The sequence below is a fragment of the Bradyrhizobium sp. USDA 4451 genome (assembly GCF_054822585.1).
In genome coordinates, this window is record NZ_JBTRCH010000001.1 from 5,413,577 (window position 1) to 5,435,901 (window position 22,325).

18 protein-coding genes are annotated in these 22,325 nt (G+C 65.2%); 7 read left to right on the forward strand and 11 right to left on the reverse strand.

The features are described 5' to 3' along the window. Window positions 1-15 precede the first annotated feature (15 nt). Together ACVMB0_RS24940 and ACVMB0_RS24945 are read right to left on the reverse strand one after the other, a co-directional pair. A complete protein-coding gene (locus ACVMB0_RS24940; RefSeq protein ID WP_461347999.1) occupies window positions 16-642 on the reverse strand; it encodes an Abi-alpha family protein in 627 nt (208 codons plus the stop codon). Window positions 643-746: 104 nt separating this feature from the next. Beyond that, window positions 747-4,526, reverse strand: coding sequence for a vitamin B12-dependent ribonucleotide reductase (locus ACVMB0_RS24945; protein ID WP_461348000.1), 3,780 nt, complete (start codon window positions 4,524-4,526; stop codon window positions 747-749). Window positions 4,527-5,343: 817 nt separating this feature from the next. Between ACVMB0_RS24945 and ACVMB0_RS24950 the strand changes: the two genes are divergently transcribed. Continuing rightward, on the forward strand, window positions 5,344-6,237 hold the full coding sequence (locus ACVMB0_RS24950) for a DMT family transporter (protein ID WP_461348001.1): 894 nt from the start codon (window positions 5,344-5,346) through the stop codon (window positions 6,235-6,237). Between the two features lie 186 nt (window positions 6,238-6,423). Here ACVMB0_RS24950 and ACVMB0_RS24955 read toward each other — a convergent pair whose 3' ends face one another. Continuing rightward, window positions 6,424-8,661, reverse strand: a complete 2,238-nt coding sequence (locus ACVMB0_RS24955) for a CHASE3 domain-containing protein (protein ID WP_456755080.1) — start codon at window positions 8,659-8,661, stop codon at window positions 6,424-6,426. A gap of 21 nt (window positions 8,662-8,682) precedes the next feature. Continuing rightward, the gene (locus tag ACVMB0_RS24960) at window positions 8,683-9,087 is read right to left on the reverse strand and encodes a response regulator (protein ID WP_076860141.1); all 405 of its coding nucleotides are present in this window, start codon (window positions 9,085-9,087) and stop codon (window positions 8,683-8,685) included. A 180-nt stretch (window positions 9,088-9,267) separates the two neighbouring features. Between ACVMB0_RS24960 and ACVMB0_RS24965 the strand changes: the two genes are divergently transcribed. Continuing rightward, window positions 9,268-10,164 carry a DMT family transporter gene (locus ACVMB0_RS24965; RefSeq protein ID WP_461348002.1) on the forward strand — a complete coding sequence of 299 codons (897 nt, stop codon included), beginning with the start codon at window positions 9,268-9,270 and terminating at the stop codon, window positions 10,162-10,164. 50 nt (window positions 10,165-10,214) lie between these two features. Here the strand turns inward: ACVMB0_RS24965 and ACVMB0_RS24970 are convergent, their stop codons facing one another. Then, window positions 10,215-10,787, reverse strand: coding sequence for a BA14K family protein (locus ACVMB0_RS24970; protein ID WP_461348003.1), 573 nt, complete (start codon window positions 10,785-10,787; stop codon window positions 10,215-10,217). Between the two features lie 266 nt (window positions 10,788-11,053). Here ACVMB0_RS24970 and ACVMB0_RS24975 point away from each other — a divergent pair, with 266 nt between their 5' ends. Together ACVMB0_RS24975 and ACVMB0_RS24980 are read left to right on the forward strand one after the other, a co-directional pair. Beyond that, window positions 11,054-11,464, forward strand: a complete 411-nt coding sequence (locus ACVMB0_RS24975) for an NADH:ubiquinone oxidoreductase subunit NDUFA12 (RefSeq protein ID WP_456755077.1) — start codon at window positions 11,054-11,056, stop codon at window positions 11,462-11,464. 422 nt (window positions 11,465-11,886) lie between these two features. Beyond that, window positions 11,887-12,276, forward strand: a complete 390-nt coding sequence (locus ACVMB0_RS24980; RefSeq protein ID WP_461348004.1) for a VOC family protein — start codon at window positions 11,887-11,889, stop codon at window positions 12,274-12,276. Between the two features lie 13 nt (window positions 12,277-12,289). Here the strand turns inward: ACVMB0_RS24980 and ACVMB0_RS24985 are convergent, their stop codons facing one another. Further along, window positions 12,290-12,991 carry a DJ-1/PfpI family protein gene (locus ACVMB0_RS24985; RefSeq protein ID WP_461348005.1) on the reverse strand — a complete coding sequence of 234 codons (702 nt, stop codon included), beginning with the start codon at window positions 12,989-12,991 and terminating at the stop codon, window positions 12,290-12,292. Between the two features lie 128 nt (window positions 12,992-13,119). Between ACVMB0_RS24985 and ACVMB0_RS24990 the strand changes: the two genes are divergently transcribed. Then, window positions 13,120-14,058: a GlxA family transcriptional regulator gene (locus ACVMB0_RS24990; RefSeq protein ID WP_461348006.1), complete on the forward strand. Its 939-nt coding sequence runs from the start codon at window positions 13,120-13,122 to the stop codon at window positions 14,056-14,058. Window positions 14,059-14,590: 532 nt separating this feature from the next. Here ACVMB0_RS24990 and ACVMB0_RS24995 read toward each other — a convergent pair. The 4 genes from ACVMB0_RS24995 to ACVMB0_RS25010 form a co-directional block, all read right to left on the reverse strand. Next, the gene (locus tag ACVMB0_RS24995) at window positions 14,591-14,914 is read right to left on the reverse strand and encodes a hypothetical protein (protein WP_456755073.1); all 324 of its coding nucleotides are present in this window, start codon (window positions 14,912-14,914) and stop codon (window positions 14,591-14,593) included. 235 nt (window positions 14,915-15,149) lie between these two features. Further along, window positions 15,150-16,373 carry an SLC13 family permease gene (locus ACVMB0_RS25000; protein WP_461348007.1) on the reverse strand — a complete coding sequence of 408 codons (1,224 nt, stop codon included), beginning with the start codon at window positions 16,371-16,373 and terminating at the stop codon, window positions 15,150-15,152. A gap of 163 nt (window positions 16,374-16,536) precedes the next feature. Next, complete coding sequence (locus ACVMB0_RS25005) at window positions 16,537-17,478, reverse strand: alpha/beta hydrolase (RefSeq protein ID WP_461348008.1); 942 nt, start codon at window positions 17,476-17,478, stop codon at window positions 16,537-16,539. A 109-nt stretch (window positions 17,479-17,587) separates the two neighbouring features. Then, window positions 17,588-18,367: an SDR family NAD(P)-dependent oxidoreductase gene (locus tag ACVMB0_RS25010; protein ID WP_461348009.1), complete on the reverse strand. Its 780-nt coding sequence runs from the start codon at window positions 18,365-18,367 to the stop codon at window positions 17,588-17,590. A 247-nt stretch (window positions 18,368-18,614) separates the two neighbouring features. Here ACVMB0_RS25010 and ACVMB0_RS25015 point away from each other — a divergent pair, with 247 nt between their 5' ends. Then, window positions 18,615-19,625 (forward strand): DUF2155 domain-containing protein, encoded by a 1,011-nt coding sequence (locus tag ACVMB0_RS25015; protein WP_461348010.1) that lies wholly within the window; start codon window positions 18,615-18,617, stop codon window positions 19,623-19,625. A gap of 123 nt (window positions 19,626-19,748) precedes the next feature. Here the strand turns inward: ACVMB0_RS25015 and aat are convergent, their stop codons facing one another. Beyond that, window positions 19,749-20,429, reverse strand: coding sequence for a leucyl/phenylalanyl-tRNA--protein transferase (gene aat / locus ACVMB0_RS25020; RefSeq protein ID WP_456755068.1), 681 nt, complete (start codon window positions 20,427-20,429; stop codon window positions 19,749-19,751). A 236-nt stretch (window positions 20,430-20,665) separates the two neighbouring features. Here aat and ACVMB0_RS25025 point away from each other — a divergent pair, with 236 nt between their 5' ends. Then, entirely contained in the window at window positions 20,666-22,111 is a 1,446-nt protein-coding gene (locus ACVMB0_RS25025; protein ID WP_461348011.1) for a DASS family sodium-coupled anion symporter, read from the forward strand. Window positions 22,112-22,325 lie beyond the last annotated feature (214 nt).

Sequence of the window (22,325 nt, forward strand, 5' to 3'; positions counted from 1 at the left end):
CTCGGCTAATCCTCGTTACGCTTGGTCAGCGTGCGGATCGCAGGCGGTCATGAACTCAATCCCGAAATTGGAAATCACCGTGCCTTGCGCATGTGAGCCCAAGCAACCCAGTTTTCGGAGGTGTTCAAGGCTTACCTCTATTGCAGTCGGACGATAGTTCTCCAGTGCCTCGCAAATATGGTTGCTTCCAAAAACTCTCCGAGATGGCTCCATGTGATTTTGCTTGATGGTGTTGAGTATCATCGCATCGATTGGCTGCAATTGGCTAACAACTTGGATGAATTCTGGTCGTACGTCTCTAGCAAAGTGTTCGTCCATGGCATTCGCCAATAGGGCAGCATAAAGATCCTGAATAGTTTCGCGCGTTTCGCCTTGGGCATGTTCAAGAAGTTGGACTCCCAACTGCTCTGGGATGGGCTTGGCGTTGTCTTGAGCATTCCTCTCTTCAAGAATTTTCTGAGTCTTCCTCGTGATTGCATCGAGATTCCGTTCGCGAGCTGCTGCAATACGGTCGCCGATGAGCAATCCGTATGCATTTGCTATCGCTGGGCTCATTGCTCGAGCAAGATCAAGAGCCTTTCCTGTCGTCTTCGCCGTTTCTTCGATCGCCTTTTCGTACGGCATTTCTGAATGTTCACTCATGAATTACCTTTGCGATATCAGCCCTGTCTTATTGTGAAAGCAAAAGGCGGCCTCGCGGCCGCCTTCTGCTATGTCGTGCAGTTAGTTGTGATGCAGATCGCACCTCACGAACACCCCGTCGTGCTGCCGCAAGTATCGCACTTCATGCACGTCCCGTTCCGCACCAGCGTGAAGTTGCCGCACTCCGAGCACATCTCGCCTTCGTAGCCTTTTGCCTTGGCTTCGGCACGACGCTCCGCCTTGGACGGGGCGGCGGCTGCGGCTGAGCCGGGCTTGCTCCATTGTTGCAGGGCCTCGAGCTTCTCGGTCGGCGAGAGGTCGTGGCTGACTTCCTGCTTCAGGGCGACCGCGCCCTCGACGGTGTCGGAGGCACCGCGCGCGGTTGCGCCGTGCGAGGCCAGTGAGGTCACGCGGTTGCCGCCGGCCGGCGCGTTGTCGGCGTTCTGGCTCACCGCGGCCGAGCCGCCGCGCATGATGACGAGGTTGTCGGTGCGCGAGCGGGTGAGGCCGCGCGACAGATATTTCGTCGCCTGGTGCTGCGGCGCCTCTTCCGGCTGCTCCTTGCCTTCCTCGACGCCCTTGCCGAGCGCGTCGAAGCCGCTCTCGTTCGGATCGACATGGGCGAGATCGAAGCGCGACATGTAGCTCACCGCGAGCTCGCGGAAGACATAGTCGAGGATCGAGGTCGCGTATTTGATCGAGTCGTTGCCCTGCACGGGGCCTGCGGGCTCGAAGCGGGTGAAGGTGAAGGCGTCGACATATTCTTCCAGCGGCACGCCGTATTGCAGGCCGAGCGAGACCGCAATCGCGAAGTTGTTGATGAAGGAGCGGAGTGCAGCGCCTTCCTTGTGCATGTCGATGAAGATCTCGCCGAGCCGGCCGTCGTCATATTCGCCGGTGCGCAAGTACACCTTGTGGCCGCCGACCACAGCCTTCTGGGTGTAGCCCTTGCGGCGGTCCGGCATCTTCTCGCGCTCGCGCATCACGACGATGCGCTCGACCAGCTTCTCGACGATCTTCTCCGAGACCTGGGCGGCACGCGCGGCCATCGGCTTCTCGTAGAGCGCTTCGACCACATCGTCCTCGTCCTCATCGTCGGAGATGAGCTGCGAGTTGAGCGGCTGCGACAGTTTCGAGCCGTCGCGGTACAGCGCGTTGGCCTTCAGTGCCAGCTTCCACGACAACAGGTAGGCGGACTTGCAGTCCTCCACGGTGGCGTCGTTCGGCATGTTGATGGTCTTGGAGATCGCACCCGAGATGAACGGCTGCGAGGCCGCCATCATCCTTATGTGGCTCTCGACCGACAGATAGCGCTTGCCGATCTTGCCGCAGGGGTTGGCGCAATCGAACACCGGGTAGTGCTCGGCCTTCAGATGCGGCGCGCCTTCCACCGTCATCGCGCCGCAGATGTGGACGTTGGCGGCCTCGATCTCGCGCTTGGTGAAGCCGACAGCCTGGAGCAGGTCGAAGCCGGGGGCCGCGATGGCTTCGGCGCCGATGCCGAGCTGGTCGCGGATGAAATCCTCGCCAAACGTCCACTTGTTGAAGGCGAACTTGATGTCGAACGCGGTCGGCAGCGCCTTTTCCACCTTCGCGATGGCTTCATCGGTGAAGCCTTTTGCCTTCAGCGTCGAGGCGTTGATTCCCGGGGCATTCGACAGGGAGCCGTGGCCGACGGCGTAGGCCTCGATCTCGGCGATCTCGCTCTCGCGATAGCCGAGCGCGCGCAGCGCTGACGGCACCGCCTGGTTGATGATCTTGAAGTAGCCGCCGCCGGCGAGCTTCTTGAACTTCACCAGCGCGAAATCGGGCTCGATGCCGGTGGTGTCGCAATCCATCACCAGGCCGATGGTGCCGGTCGGCGCCACCACCGTGGTCTGGGCGTTGCGATAGCCGTTGACCTCGCCGAGCGCCAGCGCGTCGTCCCAGGCGAGCTTGGCATGGGTGACGATGTCCTGTTGCGGGCAGGAGGCGTGATCGAGCGGCACCGGGTTGACCGAGAGCGCCTCATAGCCGGTCGCGTTGCCGTGGGCGGCGCGGCGGTGGTTGCGGATCACGCGCAGCATGTGCGCGGCGTTCTTCTTGTAGCCCGGGAATGTGCCCAGTTCAGCCGCCATCTCCGCCGAGGTCTTGTAGGCGATGCCGGTCATGACGGCGGTCAGCGCGCCGCACAGCGAACGGCCTTCCTTCGAGTCATAGGGCAGGCCCATGGTCATCAAGAGACCGCCGATATTGGCAAAGCCGAGGCCGAGGGTGCGGAACTCGTAGGACAGCTCGGCGATCGCCTTCGACGGGAACTGGGCCATCATCACGGAGATTTCGAGCACGATGGTCCAGAGCCGGCAGAGATGCTCGTAGGACTCGATGTCGAACCGTTTTGTGCTGGTGCTGTAGAACGTGAGGAGATTAGCAGAAGCCAGGTTGCACGCCGTGTCGTCGAGGAACATGTATTCCGAGCACGGATTGGAGGCGCGGATGTCGCCGGACGCCTTGCAGGTGTGCCAGTCGTTCATCGTGGTGTTGAAGTGCAGGCCGGGATCGGCCGACGCCCAGGCGGCGTAACCGATCTTCTCCCAGAGGTCGCGGGCCTTCAGCGTCTTGGTGACCTTCTTGGTGGTGCGGCCGACCAGATTCCAGTCGCCGTCGGTTTCCACCGCGCGCAGGAAGTCGTCCTTCAGCGACACCGAATTGTTGGAGTTCTGGCCGGAGACGGTCAGATACGCCTCGGAATCCCAGTCGGTGTCGTAGATGTCGAACGAGATCTCCTTGTAGCCCTGTTTTGCAAATTGGATCACGCGCTTGATGTAGTTGTCAGGGACCAGCGCGCGGCGGGCGAGCTTGATCTCGCGGCGCAGCGCCGGGTTCTTCTCGGGATCGAAGCAATCGTCGCCACTGCCTTCGCAGTTGACGCAGGCCTTCATCACGGCCTTGAGGTGCTTCTGGTTGATCTTGGAGCCGGTGACGAGCGCCGCAACCTTCTGCTCCTCCTTCACCTTCCAGTCGATATAGGTCTCGATATCGGGATGGTCGGCATCGACCACCACCATCTTGGCGGCGCGGCGGGTGGTGCCGCCCGACTTGATCGCGCCGGCAGCGCGGTCGCCGATCTTGAGGAAGCTCATCAGGCCGGACGAGCGGCCGCCGCCGGACAGCTTTTCACCTTCGCCGCGCAGGCTCGAGAAGTTGGAGCCGGTGCCGGAGCCGTACTTGAACAGGCGCGCCTCGCGCACCCAGAGGTCCATGATGCCGCCCTCGTTGACGAGGTCGTCGCCGACGCCCTGGATGAAGCAGGCATGCGGCTGCGGATGCTCATAGGCCGATTTCGATTTGGTCAGCTTGCCGGTCTTCCAGTCGACATAGTAGTGGCCCTGGCCGGGACCATCGACCCCGTAGGCCCAATGGAGACCGGTGTTGAACCACTGCGGCGAGTTCGGCGCGACCATCTGCTTTGCCAGCTGGAAGCGGATCTCGTCGAAGAAGGCCAGCGCGTCGTCTTCGCTCGAGAAGTAGCCGCCCTTCCAGCCCCAATAGGTCCAGCAGCCGGCGAGGCGATCGAACACCTGCTTGGCGCTGGTCTCGCCGACGATGCGCTCGTTCTCGGGGAGGCTCGCGAGCGCCTCGGTGTCCGGCACCGAACGCCACAACCACGACGGCACGGTCTCTTCCTCGACCTTCTTCAGGCGCGCGGCGACGCCCGCTTTACGGAAATACTTCTGCGCCAGCACGTCGGAGGCGACCTGCGACCAGAACTCCGGAACCTCGACGTTCTCGGCACGGAACACGACCGAGCCGTCCGGATTGCGGATCTCTGAGGTGGTCAGGCGGAAATTGATCCCGGCATAGGGAGACTGTCCGCTGGTGGTGTTGCGTCGTTCGATTCGCATGGTCGAGCCCCGTCACTTCTTCTGCCCGGTCCCACGTTTCGCCGCAGGTTGCCGGAATGTTGTCTGTTCGCGGAGTCCGGAACACGTGTGGGCACGCCTCCCGTCATCCGCAGCTCAGCCGGTGGACCCGGCCTGTTCTCTCTTCCGCTCGGCGCCGGTTAGGCCCGGCCCTGCGGCGGCACAATCCCTAAGGGGTGCCCGACTGGTCGGGTCCTCCGGGTCATGCATTCAACGCCCCAAACGCTCACGCGACACGTCACGCGTACGCTCACTTGCGGGCCGGTTTCGGCCTCTGTTTGCGGGTCCTTCTCGGCCCGTTCGTCGTCCCCGTCGGCGTCCCAAAATCAGGGCAGACAAGCCCTTCACCCGCGGCCCGAAGGCCTGGCGGAGTGGTCATTTTGGAACCCTTGTGGGAGCGACCGGCGGGGACCCAAACACACTCGCGCCGAACAGGTTGAAAGCTAGGCCATGTCCGTCACGCCCGTCAAGGACTAGTACGAGTTTCTGAATCAAACACTAAATATGGTGGAGAGGAGGGGGGATAACAGGGCTGGTGCCGCGCCTGTGATGACGCCAACTATCGGTGAGTCCTCAGGGATTCCCAAGCCAAAAAAATTCCTCAGCCCTGTGGATTGGCGTTTCGCCCCGCTGTTCACAGGTGAAGTTTTTATTCGCCGCCCCGGATTGAATTTTGGGGACTCACGTAGGGCTACGGGCAAACTACGGATCAGGCATGTCAGCGGCGTGATGGTCCGGCGACAAAATCGCGGGCAAGCTGCGGCCGACTCACATCGTTTTCACACCCTCGCCGGGTTCCATGACAGATCCAAAGCCCACCGCGCGGCCGCGCCTTGCGCCCGCCGGCCTGATGTTCCTCGCCATCACCTCGGTGGGTTGGGGATTCAACTGGCCGTCCACCAAGTTCCTGCTCAGCGAGCTGCCGCCGCTGACCTTGCGCGGCACCACCGGCGTGATCGGCGCCGTGCTGCTGGCGGCGCTGGCGCTGATCCGCGCCCAGAGCCTGCATGTCGAGGCCAGGCTGTGGCCGCGCCTCGTGCTGTATTCGCTGCTCAACGTCACCGGCTGGATGGTGCTGATGGGGCTTGCGCTGCTCTGGCTGCCGGCGAGCGAGACCGCGCTGATCGCCTACACCATGCCGGTCTGGGCTTCGCTGCTGGCCTGGCCGGTGCTCGGCGAGCGGCCGACGCTGTTGCGCACCATCGCGCTGGTGATGGCGTTCGCGGGGCTTGCCGCGATCATGGGCGGCAACGGCATTTCCGCGAGCAAGGAGAAGCTGCCCGGAATCATCATGGCGCTCGGCGGCGCGTTCGGCTTTGCGCTCGGCACGGTGCTGGCGAAGAGATATCCCGTGCTGCTGCCGCCGATCCCGGCGGCGGCTTGGCAGATCGGCCTCGGCTGCGTGCCGATCACGATCGTCGGCCTGCTGATCGAGACCACGCATCTCGACCGTATCACCACCGTCGGCTGGTGGCTGCTGGTCTATTCGACGCTGATCCAGTTCTGCGTCGCCTATGTCGCCTGGTTTGCAGCATTGGCCCGCCTGCCGGCCTCGGTGGCGGCGATCGGTACCATGGCGGTGCCGGTGATCGGCGTGATTGCCTCAGCGGTCGCGCTGCATGAGCCGCTCGGGCCGATCCAGATCACGGCGTTGCTGTTCACGCTGGCCGGCGTCGCGCTGGCGACAAGGTAGGTGCATCTCGCTGCGCGTAGAGCGGTCGTTGGCGCTAGGATGCGTCTAGCCCCGTCATCCTGAGGAGCGCGAAGCGCGTCTCGAAGGATGCACGGCCCGGCCGGTGGCCGTCGATCCTTCGAGACGCGCGCAAGGGCGCGCTCCTCAGGATGACGGGGCTGATGGGTCATCGCGGTAAGAGTCACATCACTCGCCCAGCGCCTGCTGCAGCATGCTGGCGAGCTGCGCCTTGCGATAGGGTTTTGCCAGCAGCAGCACGCCTTCGTCGAGGCGGCCGTGATGCACGATGGCGTTCTCGGTATAGCCCGAAGTGTAGAGCACCTTGAGGCCGGGTCGCCGTTTTCTCACTTCGTCGGCGAGCTGGCGGCCGTTCATGCCGCCGGGCATGATGACGTCGGTGAACAGCAGGTCGAACTTCTCGCCCTTGTCGACCAGCGCCAGCGCGGCGCGGGCGTCCGGCACCGCGATGGTCTTGTAGCCGAGGCTGCCGAGCTGCGTGACCACGTAGTTGCGCACCAGCTGATCGTCTTCCACCACCAGGATGACTTCGCTGCCGCGCCGCACCGGCTCGGGCGCTGCGGCCTCGACCTCGACCTGGCCGCGGGCAGGGGGCAGATAGAGCTTGATCGTGGTGCCGTGGCCTTCCTCGCTGTAGATCTTGATGTGGCCGCCGGACTGCTTGACGAAGCCGTACACCATGCTCATGCCGAGGCCGGAGCCCTTGCCGACCTCCTTGGTGGTGAAGAACGGCTCGAACACCTTGTCCTGCACCGCGTGCGACATGCCGGTGCCGGTGTCGCTGACCGCGAGCAGCACGTAGCGGCCCGGCGTGATGTCCGGATTGACAGAAGCATAGGCGTCGTCGAGCACGATGTTCTTGGTCTCGAACAAGAGCTTGCCGCCGTTCGGCATCGCGTCGCGGGCGTTGATCGCCATGTTCAGCAGCGAATTGGCGAGCTGCGACGGATCGATATGGACGCTGGCGACATCGGGCGCCAGCACCGAACTGATCTCGATCTGCTCGCCGAGCGTCGGCCGCAGCAGCTTTGCGATATCGACCACGGTGCCGTTGATGTCGACGGTGCGCGGCTCCAGCGGCTGGCGGCGGGCGAAGGCGAGCAGATGCTGGATCAGCTCGCGGCAGCGTTCGGCGGCGCGGTCGATCAGCTCGGCGGTCTGCGCCAGCTTCGGCTGCGTGCGCAGGCTGTCGACCAGCGTCTCCGTCGTGCCGGTGATGACGGTCAGCATGTTGTTGAAGTCGTGCGCGACGCCGCCGGTCAGCTTGCCGATGGCGTCGAGCTTCTGCGCCTGTTGCAGCTTGTGCTCGGTTTCGCGCGAGGCGGTGATGTCGTGATAGATCAGCGCAGCGCCGGTGATGGCATTGTCGCCGTCGCGCAGCGGCCGGCCCGACACCACGAGGTGGATTTCCGGCGCGCCGCGCACCGGCTTGGCGACGAACTCCAGCCCGTCGAATTCCTCGCCGCGCAACGCCCTCGCCGAGGGCATGTCGTCGGCCCGCATCGGCGTCTCGCCGTCGGCCTGGAATACGTTGCTCATGGCGCGCAGCTGCCGCACCGTCATGCCCGGCTTGTAGCGCAGCATCTTCTCGGCCGCCGGGTTGGAGAGCAGCACCGTGCCGGTGCCGTCGAGCACCAGCACCGCCTCCGCCATGGTGCGGAAGGTGGTTTCCATCACCGAGGTGGACCGGCGGAGCTCTTCGAGGGCGGCGCCGAGATCCTTGGTGCGCTCGGCCACCTTGCCCTCGAGCGACAGATTGGTCGCCTTGGTCGCGCTGAGCGCGCCCTGCAATTCGCGGCTGGCGCGCCGAGCCGTCAGCGTCAGCGCGACCGCGAGCGCCAGGATCATCGCAACGCCGGCGAGGTCGATGGCCAGCAGCAGCCGGCCGTTGGTCTTCGACTGGTCGGTGCGAATCGCGAGCAGGCGGCGCTCCTCGGCGACCAGGCGGTCGAGCGCGGCCCCGACCTTGTCGGTCAGGGCGCGGCTCTCGCCCGCGGAGATCAGCGCCGCGGCGCCGGCGGTATCGCCCGCGGTGCGCAAGCGGATCAGTTCGGCGCCGAGCGCAATCGCGCGCTCGACCTGTCCCCTGGTGCCGGCGAGCAACTGGGCTTCCTGCGGCGCCGACTTCACGGCGGTCATCAGCTCGTCGAACGCGGCGGTGAGGGCCGTGCTCTGGTCGCGGAACTCGTCGGCGAAGGAGGCGTCGCCGGTCAGCGCGAAGCCGCGTGCCGCGCTCTCGACGCCGCGCGGCAGCGGCCGCGCGTCGGAGATGCATTTGAGGATCTTCAGCGTGTGATCGACCGAATCAATCGCGCTGCGCGACTTGACATCCAGCCCGATCGACGCCGCGCTGATGACAAGGAGGATCGCAAGGCCGCTGCCAAGAATGAGACGCTGGGAAGCCATCGACGACGAGAGTACGAGCAATTATTTCGAAAGACGAGCGGAAGGAGCGGACTTCGCCAGACATTCGTTAACGGCGGCAATCAGCGCCTGCGGGGTGAACGGCTTGCGCAGGCAGGCGGAGGCGCCAAGCTCGATCGTCATCCGCAGGAAGTCCGGCGCCCGGTCGGCATTGGCGAAGGCGTAGCCGGACATCGCGATCACGGGAATATCGGGAGCGCGCTCGTGGAAGACGCGAATCGCCTCGAAACCGCGCATATGCGGCATGAAGACGTCGACCAGCATCACGTCGAAGGTGGCTTTTTCCAGCGCGCGCATGCCGGCTTCACCGCCGTCGGCGACGGTGACGTCGAAGCCCTGGCGCTGCAAACACACCTCGATGGCAACGCACACCATCGGGTCGTCATCGACCACGAGAACGCTCGGCACGATGCATCCTCTTTTTGCGGCCCCGCGTGCCGTCGACTCGCTTGGCCCGTCTGCCGATTAAGGCGGAACCCAAGTGGAAAGTCTGTATCATAGAATGCATATGCCGTTTGCTGACAAGCGGATTTCCAGCTAGCCCTGACGCCATCACTTGTATTTGTCCGCCCACATGACGACAGGTCCATGATCGCAGTTCCCGTCGCCGGCCGCGCCCCGCTGTCACCGTTCGGCCTCGCATCTCTGGTGGTCGCCTCGACCGGCTGGGGTCTCAATTTCCCGATCATGAAATTCCTGCTGACCGAGTGGCCGCCGCTGTCGTCGCGCGGGCTGTGCGGCGTGATCGGCGCGCTCGCGCTCGGTTTGGTGGCGCTCGCGCGCGGCGAGACGTTGCGCGTGCCGGATGGCATGTGGCCGCGGCTTGCCTTGGTGTCGACGCTGTCGATCGGCGGCTGGGTCGCCTCGATGGGCCTCGCGCTGATCTGGCTGCGCGCCAGCGAAGCGGCCGTGCTCGGGATCTCGATCCCGGTATGGGTCGCGCTGGTGGCCTGGCCGGTTCTCGGCGAGCGGGTGTCGCTGCCGCGCGCGACAGCGCTTGCCGTGGCGCTGGCCGGGATTGCCGCGCTGATCGGCGGCGGCGGCATCGATGCGAGCCTTGGCAAGTTGCCGGGCATCCTGTTCGCGGTCGCCGGCGCGCTTTGCGTCGCGCTCGGCACGGTGCTGACCAAGTATTTCAAGCTCGCAATGCCGCCGCTGTCGCTCGCCGCCTGGCAGCTTGCGATCGGCTGCGTGCCGGTCGCGATCGCCGGCCTCGTGATCGAGCAGCCGCAGCTTGCCGCGCTGTCGCAGCTCGGCTGGGCGTCGATGGTCTACATGACGCTGATCCAGTTCTGCCTTTGCTATGTCTGCTGGTTTGCGGCGCTGCAGCGGCTGCCGGCGGCGACTGCATCGATCGGCACGCTGCTGGTGCCGGTCGTCGGCGTGCTGGCGGCGGCGGCGATGCTGCGCGAGCCGCTCAGCACGAGCGACATCGCGGCGCTGCTCGTGACCTTCGCAGCCGTGGCGGTCGCCCTGCGGACATGAAAAGGGCGGCGTTGCCGCCGCCCTTTTTTAACCAGCGATTCAGGCCTTCGTTACGGGCAGGGGTGCCGCAGACCGTCATAGCCGAGATAGGTGCCCGAGGCCGGGTCGTAGGACTTGTAGCGCTGCGCGCAATAGCTCGCGTCGCCGCCCGGTACGGCTTCCACGGCGACAGACGGTTCGTCGTAATAGCCGTAGCTGTCGTCATAGTAGCCGGGGCCGTAGCCATAATAGCCGGAGCCGTAATACGCGCCCGAGGCGAGGGCGCCGCCAACGACTGCACCGGCCACCGCGCCGGGCCAGAACCCGCCGCCACGGTGATAACCGCCGTGCCATCCGCCACCGCCGCCGCGCCAACCGCCGCCGCCACCACCGGCCCACTGGCCGCCACCGCCACCACCGTGCCAGCCGCCGCCAGCACCCATGGCCGCACCACGGCCGCCGCCGAAGCCACCACCGCCGCCGCCGACATGGCCACCGCCACCGCCGCCACCGCGGGCACCACCGCCACCGCCCATCGCGCCCATCTGCGCGGCGGACTGGGCGAACGAAACGGTCGGCGCCACGGCCAGCGGCAGCGCAAGCGCCAGCGCCGCAGCGGTGCTCAGAACCTTCATATTGATCATTTTGGACTCCATCAAAACGGACAATGTCTAACCGCTTCTGCGGCCGGACGTTCCAGCGCGCGACGTTGATTGTCCGTCATCTTTGCTTGCCCGCCGGCGCATGTATGGCAGGTGAACAAAACTTCCCGTGACCGCGTCATTTGGCCGCCAAACGGGCCGCATCAGCAGGGCATAGGGGAGTGCCGGGCTACCTCGGCGGCGGCTGGACATTTCGGGATTCAGGTGGCATCAGAGCCTGATAGCCTTGAACCCGTGACCGGCGACGCATGAAACAATTCCTGCTGAAATTCTTCACCTGGTGGAACGGCCAGACCTTTGGCACGCAATTGTGGACCTCGCGCTACGGCGAGCTGGTCGGCGAGGACGAGCAGGGCAATCGCTACTACCGCACCAAGGGCGGCGAGATCGACCCGACGCTGCATTTCGAGCGCCGCTGGGTGGTCTATAACGGCTATGCCGAAGCCTCCCGGATCCCGGCGGGCTGGCACGGCTGGCTGCATCACACCGTCGATGTGCCCCCGACCGAGCAGAAATATGCACCGCGGGAGTGGGAAAAGCCGCATCTGCCGAACCTGACCGGCACCGCGCAGGCCTACCGCCCATCCGGCTCGACGCTGGCGAGCGGCCGTCGCCCCAAGGCGACCGGCGACTACCACGCCTGGACCCCGGGAAGCTGAGCTTCACGCAGTATTGTCGCGAGCGTGCGCGCGTAGTAGCGCGCGTGCATTGCACGTGCGACCGGGCGCAAGTGCGTGCCTGTGGACAACGGTAACAGCGGGGACAGGTGCATCGCCGCTGCCGGCGCCCGCTTGCGCCAGGTGCGCCTTCGCGGCTCAATGAAGCTATCTTACGGAGATGGGAAACCATCGCGTCGGATCGGGCTCCAGATCGCGACTGTCCCGATGAGCAGCGGCCTCCGAGTTGGATGCGGCCGGGAGATAGGCCCCCGGTACAGACGTCCTGAAATCGCCCGCAAATGTGGGGCCACCGTGAGACAGGAAGGGCCGCTCGGGAAACCGGGCGGCCTTTTTCTGTTGCAACGCGCACGACAGGCTCGGCATCTTTCGGCGATCAATCCAGCAGGCGTCGGGAGCATCAGATGAAGCGCTTGTGGACGATCATCGGCGTCGCCGACATGCCCCGGAGCTTCAGGTGGTACCAGTCGTTGCTCGGCTTGCCGGAGTCAGCGCCTGCGCACGACCATTTCGGACAAATCGTCGATTCCGATGGCACGGTCCTGCTCTGCCTGCACGCCTGGGGTGCCCACGAACATCCTACGTTGACCAATCCCCGCGACGTGCGCCCCGGCAACGGTCTTCTGCTGTTCTTCCGGGTCGACGACCTTGACGTCGCTCTGCCAAGGGCGCGCGCGCTCGTCAGCCTTTTGGAAGAAGAGCCGCATCAAAATCCCAACACCGGGACCATGGAGTTTTCGCTCCGGGATCCTGACGGCTACTACGTCACGATCAGCGCGCTCGATCCGGCCTGACGTCCGCCTGGCGTTATGGCGACGCGCCCTGGGCGAGCCGCGCCGCCGCGCGGCCCATCAATTCGCCGCGGCGCGCATGCGCCGGCCCCATCCGCTCCTTCATGAAGGCGAGGATCTCGGCCGGCGCGGTGTCGGGCGAACCGGCATTGAACGGCGGCGCCGGGTTGTATTCGAGCCTGAGCTGAATGGCTTCCGCGGTCTTGCGGTCGACCAGCTCGGACACCAGCGTCAGCGCGAAATCGATGCCTGCGGTGACGCCGCCGCCGGTGAAGCGATTGCGGTCGACGCAGACACGGGTCCTGGTGGGGATCGCGCCAAAGCCGGCGAGGAAATCGATCGCGCTCCAATGCGTGGTGGCGCGGTAGCCTTTCAGCAGACCGGCGGCGCCGAGCACCAGCGATCCCGTGCATACCGACGTGACGTATTTGGCTCCCTCGGCCTGCTTGCGCAGGAAGGCCAGCATCTCCTCGTCGCCGACCATGTCGTCGGTGCCGAACCCGCCGGGCACGCAGATCACGTCGAGCTGCGGCGAGTCGGCGAAGCTGGTGGTCGGCGTCAGGACCATCACGGAATCAGTCTGCACGGGTTCGATCCGCTTCCAGATCAGATGCACCTTGGCGCCGGGCACCGAGGAGAACACCTGAAGCGGGCCGGTCAGGTCGAGCTGAGTCACCTTCGGGAAGACGAGCAATCCAATCTGCAGGGGTTCGGACATCGGAAGTCTCCAAATAGCGCTTGACGGAACCACGATGCCATGATGGCCTCTTGTCCAAAATGGCGTAATTCCCTCATTTTAGGACGTGTCGCCATTTGCCAGGATTTGGCGTAGCGAGGATTTGGCACATGATCGGCATCCTGATCTTTCCCGACTTCCAGCTGCTCGACGCGGCCGGCCCGATCGCGGCGTTCGAGATCGCTGCGCGATTCGCCGACAGCCCGCCTGCTATCAAGACGATCGCGGTGAAGGCGGGGCCGGTGCGCTCGTCGTCCGGCGTCGAGATGCTTGCGCGCGGCTTCAAGCCGTCGGCGGCGATCACGACGCTGATCATTGCGGGCGGCAACGGTGTGCGCGCGCCGGCGACCTGTCCGATCACGCTGTCCTTCGTGCGACGGATGGCGGAGCGCGGCGTCCGCGTCGCCAGCGTCTGCTCGGGCGCCTATGTGCTGGCCGAAGCTGGCCTACTCGACGGCCGCCGCGCCACCACGCATTGGCAGCGCACACCGCATTTCGTGAAGGCCTATCCGAAGATCAAGCTCGAGCCGGACCAGATCTTCGTGCGCGACGGCAATATCTGGAGCTCGGCCGGCATCACCGCCGGCATCGACCTCGCGCTCGCCATGATCACCGAGGATTACGGCGACGAGATCGCGCAGAAAACCGCGCGCCAGCTCGTGCTGTACCACCGCCGCAGCGGCGGGCAGTCGCAGTTCTCCTCGCTGCTGGAATTGAAGACGCCGAACGGACGGTTCGGGCCGCTGCTGGCCTGGGCGCGCGAGCATCTCGACGCGCCGCTGACGGTCGAGGATCTCGCCGACAAGGCCGGGATGAGCTCGCGGCATTTCACCCGCGCCTTCATCGCCGAGACCGGCACCACGCCGTCGAAAGCGGTGGAGCGGCTGCGCATCGAGGTGGCGCGGCAGCGCGTGCAGTCGTCGGGCGAGGCGATCGAGCGTGTCGCCGAGATCACCGGCTTCCGCGATCCCGAGCGGATGCGCCGCGCCTTCATCCGGGCCTTCGGCCAGCCGCCGCAATCGCTGCGCCGGGCGGCGCGCGCCGGGTAGGTGATTTGGGACAAGTTCGTTGTCCGATCTCACACGATCCGTTTTGTCTTTGCATTGATGAACCAGTGCGACGGTTCCTGTGACCCACGTCAAGTGGGCGTGGGACCGGAGGAGGTTCTAATGACAAAGCATCGAACGATTACCGGGTTCGTGGCCGTCGCCGTGCTGGCTGTCACGGCAACTGCCGCGACGGTGAGGTCGCACTTGCCCCGGACCGCGGGCGTTGTGGTCGCCGACACGGACGCGCTCCCGGCCAGGGATTTCAGCGACCGCTGGTCCGCGATATCCGCCTTGGCTCCCGCAACGGACATGGCTGAGCGCGCACCTGACGCGCGTTAAATCGGTCAGGTCCGGCGGTTCGAGGCGCGTCGCGTTTGCTGCAGCACAAAAGCCCCCGCCAAGGCGGGGCAGCATGTCGAACGACTTGGTCTCAAATAGAACTAACGGTTCAACCGCGCCGGGATTGCGCGGCCATTCACCAATACACGCTTAATAATCCACGGACGTGCTGCGCACGAAACGAGCCCAGATCTCACCGGGTCAATGTGTCGGTCGCGATCTTCTTCTTGAGTGCTTCGCAGGTGTCCCTGACCTCCGTGGTCATCAACGAGACGGCTTCGATCTGCAGGAAGAAGCGCTTGCCCTGATCACGATAGCCCGCAGCGAACTCCTTGATTTCCGCGATCATGTCATGGACCCCGGCCACCATGACCTCGCAATTCTTGGCGGCCAATTGCAGTTCGGATCCGAGGGCCTCGATCTCTTTCACCGCCGCTTCATATTCGCGCACGACGGCCTCAGCCGAGAGCATGCCCACCTCGTTGACGCCGTTGCGGTGCTCGACGTAGTCCGGCATCGGCGAGAGCGGCCGAATGTTGCTGCGTGGTCGATGCGGACTGGCAGCGCTGACGTCGCCGTCGATCTGTTCCGACGGGGCACGGGCGAGAACTTCTGCACTAACACTCATGCGAACGCTCCATAAGTTGTTACGGCAAATGGAGTTTACCAATGTCAACGGATTTGTCTCGCTTTTCCACAAGTTTGAGACAGGTCCGATTGTGCATCGCAGCACGGCAAATTCCGCATTGGTATCAATGCGGCGCGTCGGGGTGCCAGCCGAGCAACGCCAGCATCACGAAGAAGCCGACAACATAAGCCACCATGATCGGCCAGCCCTGGGTGATCCAGCGGACCACCGATTTGGCTTCCGGATACATGTTGGACACCGCAACACCGGCGGACGAACCGAACCAGACCATCGATCCGCCAAATCCAACCGCATAGGCGAGCAAACCCCAATCGTAGCCGCCTTGCCTCAGCGCCAGCGCGGTCAGCGGGATGTTGTCGAACACCGCGGAGACGAAGCCGAGCCCGAGTGCGGTCTGCCATGACGCGGTCGGCAGCTTCTCGACCGGCATCAGCGAGGCCGCAGTCACCAGCGCGAGCAGGAACACGGTGCCCTTCAGCGTCTCCGGCATGACCGACCAATCGGGCCGCCGCAGCAGCGAGGTGACGAGGATCGCGGCCCAGACCGCGAGCCCGAGCACCGGCAGGGCATCGAGCAGCGCAGGGAATTTCAGGTTCGCCGTCACGTTGGCGGTCAGGGCAGCGAGCAGGATCACGGCGACGATGGCAACCCGCGTCCAGTGGATCTTGAGGCCGGACGGTGCCTTTTTCACAATAGGCGAGAAGCGGTGCTGCTGCAGCGAGGCCGGCACCGCGAACACCAGCATTGCCGCGATGGCAGCGACATAGGCATCAATGACGGTGAGCGGGCTGATGCCGTCGATCCACATCATCGTCGTCGTGGTGTCGCCGACGACGCTGCCGGCGCCGCCGGCATTGGAGGCTGCGACAAGGGCCGCGAGATAGCCGATATGGACACGGCCGCGGAACACATGACGCGCAACGGTGCCGCCGATCAGCGCGGCTGCGATATTGTCGAGAAATGCGGACAGCACGAATACGAGCACCAGCAGGATCAGTCCGCCCTTCCAGTCATCGGGCAGCAGCGCCGGCATCTCGTCGGGGATGCGGCTCTCCTCGAAATGCCGCGACAGCAGCGCAAATCCCATCAACAGCAGGAACAGGTTCGCGAGCGTGACCCACTCATGCTCCATGTGGTGCACGAGGCCGGGCAGGCCCGCGCCGAATTTCGCAAAGCCGGCGAAGATCAGCTTGTAGGCGACGATCGCGGCAAGGCCCGTCAACGCCACCGCGAGCGTGTGGTGATGGAAGATCGCGACGCCGAGCAGGGTCAGCGCGAACAGGATGAAATCGAGCGGGATACCGTAGACGAGGATGGGCGTGAGCAAGAGGGTCTCGCGGGCTGGAGTGCTCGGCGGCGAAGCGCGCCCGGCCGCACTATCGCGCGAGGCGGGGAACTGCAAGACGCGCTAACGCCGCAAGGTGCGCCTGCCATGCGCTCCCGAGCCTCGATCAGGAGGCGACGCGACCAGCGTCGCCCGATCCGATCGGTCAGCCCAGCGTCTTCAGCCAGGCGCTGATCTCGGTCACCGCGACGTTGGCCTGATTGAGCAGCTTGCCCATCGTGAAGAAGCCGTGGAACTGGCCGGGGAAATGCCGGTAGGTCACGGGCACGCCGGCCTCCTTCAGGAATTTCGCGTACTCGTCGCCTTCGTCGCGCAAGGGATCGGCGCCGGCGGTCAGCACATAGGCCGGCGGCAATCCGGCGAAGTTTTTCGCGCGCGCTGGCGAGGCGCGCCAATCACCGTTGTCGGCGTCGCCGAGATAATGGTTGGCGAACCAGCCGATCACCGAATGCGTCAACAGGATGCTGGTCTCGGGCTCGCGGTGCGAGGGATGCTTCCGCGAAAACTCCGTCGCGGGATAGACCAGGAGCTGGGCCGCGAGCTTCGGCCCATTGTCGCGGGCGGTGAGGGCCACCACGGCCGCAAGGTTGCCGCCGGCGCTGTCGCCGCCGACGATCAGGCGCGCGGCATCGATGCCGAGGTCTTTCGCGTTGGCGGCGACCCATCTGGTCGCGGTGACGGCGTCGTCGACCGCGGCGGGAAAGCGGTGCTCCGGTGCCAGCCGATAATCGACCGAGATCACGATCAGCTCGCCCTCATGGGCAAGCTTCTGGCAAACGACTTCGTGGGTATCGAGATCGCCGATCACCCAGCCGCCGCCATGGAAGAACACCAGGCATGGCGCGAGCCCGTTGGTCGTGCGCAGTGTCTTCGGCGTGTAGATGCGGGCCGGGATCGTGCCGTGCGGCGCCGGGATCGCGAGCTCCTTGCTCGATTCAAGCGCGGGCGGCTCGGGATTGGAGACGATGCGGGCGGCCCGATAATATTCGCGCGCTTCCGGCGCGGTCAGCGATTCATAGGCGGGACGGCCGGCCTCCTGGAAGGCCTTGTAGACGGCGGCGGCATCGGGATCGAGAACGACGGGCATTCGTGGACCTTCTTTCTGTTACGTCATTCCGGGGCGATGCGGAGCATCGAACCCGGAATCTCGAGATTCCGGGTTCGGTCCTGCGGACCGCCCCGGAATGACAGTTGTATCAGGCGGCGGTGCGGCCGCCGTCGACGGTGTAGGCGGAGCCTGAAACGTAGCTCGCCTCGTCGGAGGCCAGGAAAGCGACGATCGAGGCGACTTCGCTGGCGAGCCCGAGCCGGCGCGCCGGGATGCGATCGACGATCTTCTCGACCGGCGGCGGGGCGTTGCCGCCGGAGCGGCCCTGCAGGATCGTGCTCAGCATCCGGCTCTCGATCATGCCGGGGCAGACGCAATTGACCCGCACGCCGGTGCCGCTGCACTCCCAGGCCGCACTCTTGGTCAGTCCGATGACCGCGTGCTTGCTGGCGCTGTAGACCGCGATCATCGGCGATCCCACCAAGCCCGCGATCGAGGCGGTGTTGATGATGCTGCCCTTGTTCTGCTTCAGCATGACGGGCAGCACGTGCTTCATGCCGAGAAAGACGCCGACCACGTTGACGTCGAGCACCCGGCGAAAACTCTCCAGCGAATATTCGGGGATCGGCTTGATGTCGCCCTCGATGCCGGCATTGTTGTAGAAGGCGTCGATGGTGCCGAAGCGGTCGACGGCGGCGCGGACATAGTCCTTCACCTCGTCCTCATCGGTGACGTCGGCGGTGATCGCAAGCGGCTCGGCCGAGGCGGGGAGGTCCTTGATGGCGGCGGCAAGATCGGCGCCCTTGCGGTCGACTGCGACAATCCGCGCGCCCCGTTCGGCGAGCAGGTGCAGGGTCGCGGTTCCGATGACGCCGGCAGCCCCGGTGACGACGGCGACCCGGCCATCGAGCCTGATGCGATCTGGCATGTTGGGTTTCCTCTGGCTGGTCCGGTTCAATCCGGATTTTCTCAGGTTTTCACGCGCTGCCGCGTGCCTTCAGCGTGAGCACTATCACACGTGCTCCCAACGGTGACCAGAGGCTGACGATGGCCCCGGGGAGAGGTGGCCGGGTGCCCTTTCCCCGCCGTATTCGGCGTGTTAACCGGTGGCCTGCGAGCGGCCGATATCAAGGTAGACTGTCGCGAGCCCGATTCGCCCTTTAAAGCCGCGCGAGATGCTTCGAACCGTTGCCCTGACTGGCTTTGCGGCCTTGATTGCCGCCTCAACTATCTCGCTTGCGCCGCCCGCGCGCGCGCAGATCGGAACGATTTTCTCCGATCCCGCGCCGCGTCCGCCCGGCGCGATCCCGCGCGGCCAGGTGGCGCCGCCCAGCGACGACGACGAGGAAGTGCCGGAATTGCCGCGCGGCCGCCTGCTGCCGACGCAGCCACGCGCGTTGCCGCCAGGGCAGGCGGTGCCGCCGCCCGGCAGCGTGCAGTCGCAGCCCTTGGCGCCGCCGCCCGGTTCAACGGTCGCTCCGCCCGGGGTGGCCGTGCAGCCGCCGCAGCCCAATGGGCCCGCCGTTGCCAACACGCCGCCCGGCGCCAATCCGCTGCCGCCCGGGCAGCGTCCCAAGGCGGCGCCGCAAGCTGCGCCTCAGGGCGCGCCGGGCACCGCACCGCAGACGCCGGCCGCGTTGCAGCCCGGCGACGAGGTGGTGCAGGAACCGCCGTCGACCAAGATCACCAACAAGAAGGCGAGCTTCTCCGGCCTCGACAAGATCACCGGACGCATCATCAATTTCGACGAGGATATCGGCGAGACCGTGCAGTTCGGCGCGCTGCGGGTGAAGACCGATGCCTGCTACACGCGGCCGTCGACCGAAGCCGCCAACACCGATGCCTTCGTCGAGGTCGACGAGATCACGTTGCAGGGCGAGGTGAAGCGGATATTTTCCGGCTGGATGTTCGCGGCGAGCCCCGGCCTGCATGGCGTCGAGCATCCAATCTACGACATCTGGCTGACCGACTGCAAAGGGCCGGACCAGACCATCGTGACCGCCGCGCCCGATCCGCCCAAGGCGCCGACGCCGCCTCCGCAGCCGGCCCAGAAGCGCGCGCCGCCGAAGCAGGCCGCGCCGCGTCCGCCGCCGCAGCCGCTGCCGCAATACCAGCAGCAGCCGCCGCCTCCGCCGCCCCAGCAGCAGCGGCCGGGCGGGCTGTTCGGCGGATTGTTCGGGAACTAGTCGACACTGCGTAGTCCGGATGGAGCGAAGCGAAATCCGGGTTTCTCTCCGCGGAGAGACTTTCCCGGATTGCGCTTCCCCGGATTGCGCTCCGCTGCATCCGGGCTACGGCATCTGCTTAATTCAATTGCGCTCGGCGACGATCGCCAGCGCGTCGACGCCCTTGACCGGCTGCGTCGTGTCGAGCCTGCGGAAATCCGCCGGCGCGCCCGTGATCGCCTTGTCGAGCAGCGCGCGATAGCGGCGGCGGGAGATTTCGACCGCACCGAACGTCTTCAGGTGCTCGGTCACATATTGCGTGTCGAGCAGCTCGAACCCGCCGGCGATCAGCCGCGCCACCAGATGCACCAGCGCGACCTTCGACGCGTCGCGTTCGGTGTGGAACATGCTCTCGCCGAAGAAGGCGCGGCCGAGGCTGACGCCGTAGAGCCCGCCGACCAGATTGTCGTCCTGCCAGACCTCGACGCTGTGGCAATGGCCCGAGGCGTGCAGCCCGACATAGAGATCGCGGATGCGCTTGTTGATCCAGGTGTCGTCGCGGCCGGGCTGCGGCGCCGCGCAGCCGGCGATCACGGCCTTGAAGGCGGTATCGACGGTGACGGTGAAGGCATCCGAGCGCACGGTGCGCGCCAGGCGCGAGGCGACACGGAAGCCGTCAAACGGGATCACGCCGCGCAATTCCGGCTCGACCCAGAACAGGGTCGGATCGTCGGCGCTCTCCGCCATCGGGAAGATGCCGCAGGCATAGGCGCGCAGCAGCACCTCGGGCGTGATCTCGGAGGAGGCGGAGTCGCGTGACGTCATCGCCTGTCAAGATAGCAAAACGCGGGCGGTCTTGCGATGGGCCCGCCGCCATGGTCGCGACGTGTTGACGAAACGCGCCGGTTCCTCCACAAGCCGCGCCATTCGGCCGCAGTCACCCGAACGGACTGCGCGGCCGTGCTACATTGCAACAAAAGGATGGCGCCGCCGCCCGGGACTTGATGGGGACTTGGCGGCTTGCACGCCCGACAATCAAAACACGTTGAGGGGGACGCTGCATGAAGTGGTCATGGCGGACATTTGCGCCGCTGCTGGTCTGGCTGGTGATCTATCTGGTTCCGGTGCCATCAGGGCTGAACGCCAATCAGTGGCACTATTTTGCGGTGTTCGCCGCGGTCATCACCGGACTGATCCTCGAATCGATGCCGGTCGGCGCGGTGGGCCTGATCGGCCTGACGGTCGCGGGCGTCGGCGGCTATGTCGAGCCCGATCCGAACAAGTCGCTGCGCTGGATGCTCGGCGGCTTTTCCGAGAGCACGGTGTGGCTGATCGTCGGCGCCTTCGTGTTCTCGATCGGCTATCGCAAGAGCGGGCTCGGCCGCAGGTTGGCGCTGCTGCTGGTGCGCGGGCTCGGCCGCCGCACCATCGGGCTCGGCTATGCGGTGGCGTTCTCCGATCTGGTGCTGGCGCCGGCGACGCCGTCGAACACCGCGCGCTCGGGCGGCACCATCTATCCAATCGTCAGCAACATCCCGCGCATCTATGGCTCGGAACCGGGACCGACCGCGGGCAAGATCGGCACCTTCGTGATGTGGACGGCGTTCGCGACCACCGCCGTCACCAGCTCTTTGTTCCTGACCGCGCTGGCGCCGAATGCTGCTGCGCTGTCGATCGCCAAGAAGCTCGTCAATATCGAAATCGGCTGGTCGCAATGGTTCATCGGCTTCGCGCCGCTCGGAATCCTGTTGCTGCTCGTGGTGCCGCTGCTGAGCTACGTCGTGTGCCGGCCGGAGATCAAGGCGAGCCCGGAGATCGTGACCTGGAGCGAGGGCGAACTCGCCAAGATGGGGCCGCCGTCGCGGCACGAATGGATCATGGCGGTGCTGGTCCTGCTCGCGATGTTCCTGTGGATCTGCGGCTCCAATCCCAATATCAGCGTGCCGCTGCTCGGCGCGAACTTCATCAACGCGACCACGGTGGTGTTCGTCGTGATCTCACTGATGCTGCTGACCGGCGTAATCGGCTTCGAGGACATCGTCGCCGAGAAGAGCGCGTGGGAGGTGTTCTTCTATTTCACCTCGTTGCTCACGCTGTCGTCGGGCCTCAACGAGATCGGCTTCATCAAATGGGTGGCCGATGGCTACGCGAAGCCGCTCGCCGGCACGTCGCCGCTGGTCGGGATGATCCTGCTCGTCACCTTCTTTTTCTGGATCCACTATTTCTTCTCGAGCATCACTTCGCATACCGCAGCCGTGCTGCCCGTGGTGCTCGCCGTCGGCTCCAGCATTCCCGGCCTGTCGGTGCAGACCCTGATGCTGCTCTGCGTCTATTCGCTCGGGCTGATGGGCGTGATCTCGCCCTACGCCACGGGACCGGCGCCGATGTATTACGGCAGCGGCTATATCGGCAAAGGCGACTTCTGGAAGTTCGGGTTGATCTTCGGCCTGATCTACTTTGCCGGATTGTTGCTGATCGTGTTGCCCTGGCTACAGACGATCGGGTAAAATAGCCACAATCCAGCGAGAAATAGCGGCCGACGGGGAGGGAGGGCTATCCTTTCCGATTCTTAACGCGCTTTGTCGGACGGAAGCGTTCAAAATGCTTTCTCGGATGTGGCGCGCGCGGATTTCAGGGGACACATAGAGCCGCGCGAGCTCATTCGTGTTTCTTCGTGGGCAGGTTATGGACCAGCAGATCAAAGACCCGTCGATCATCGCA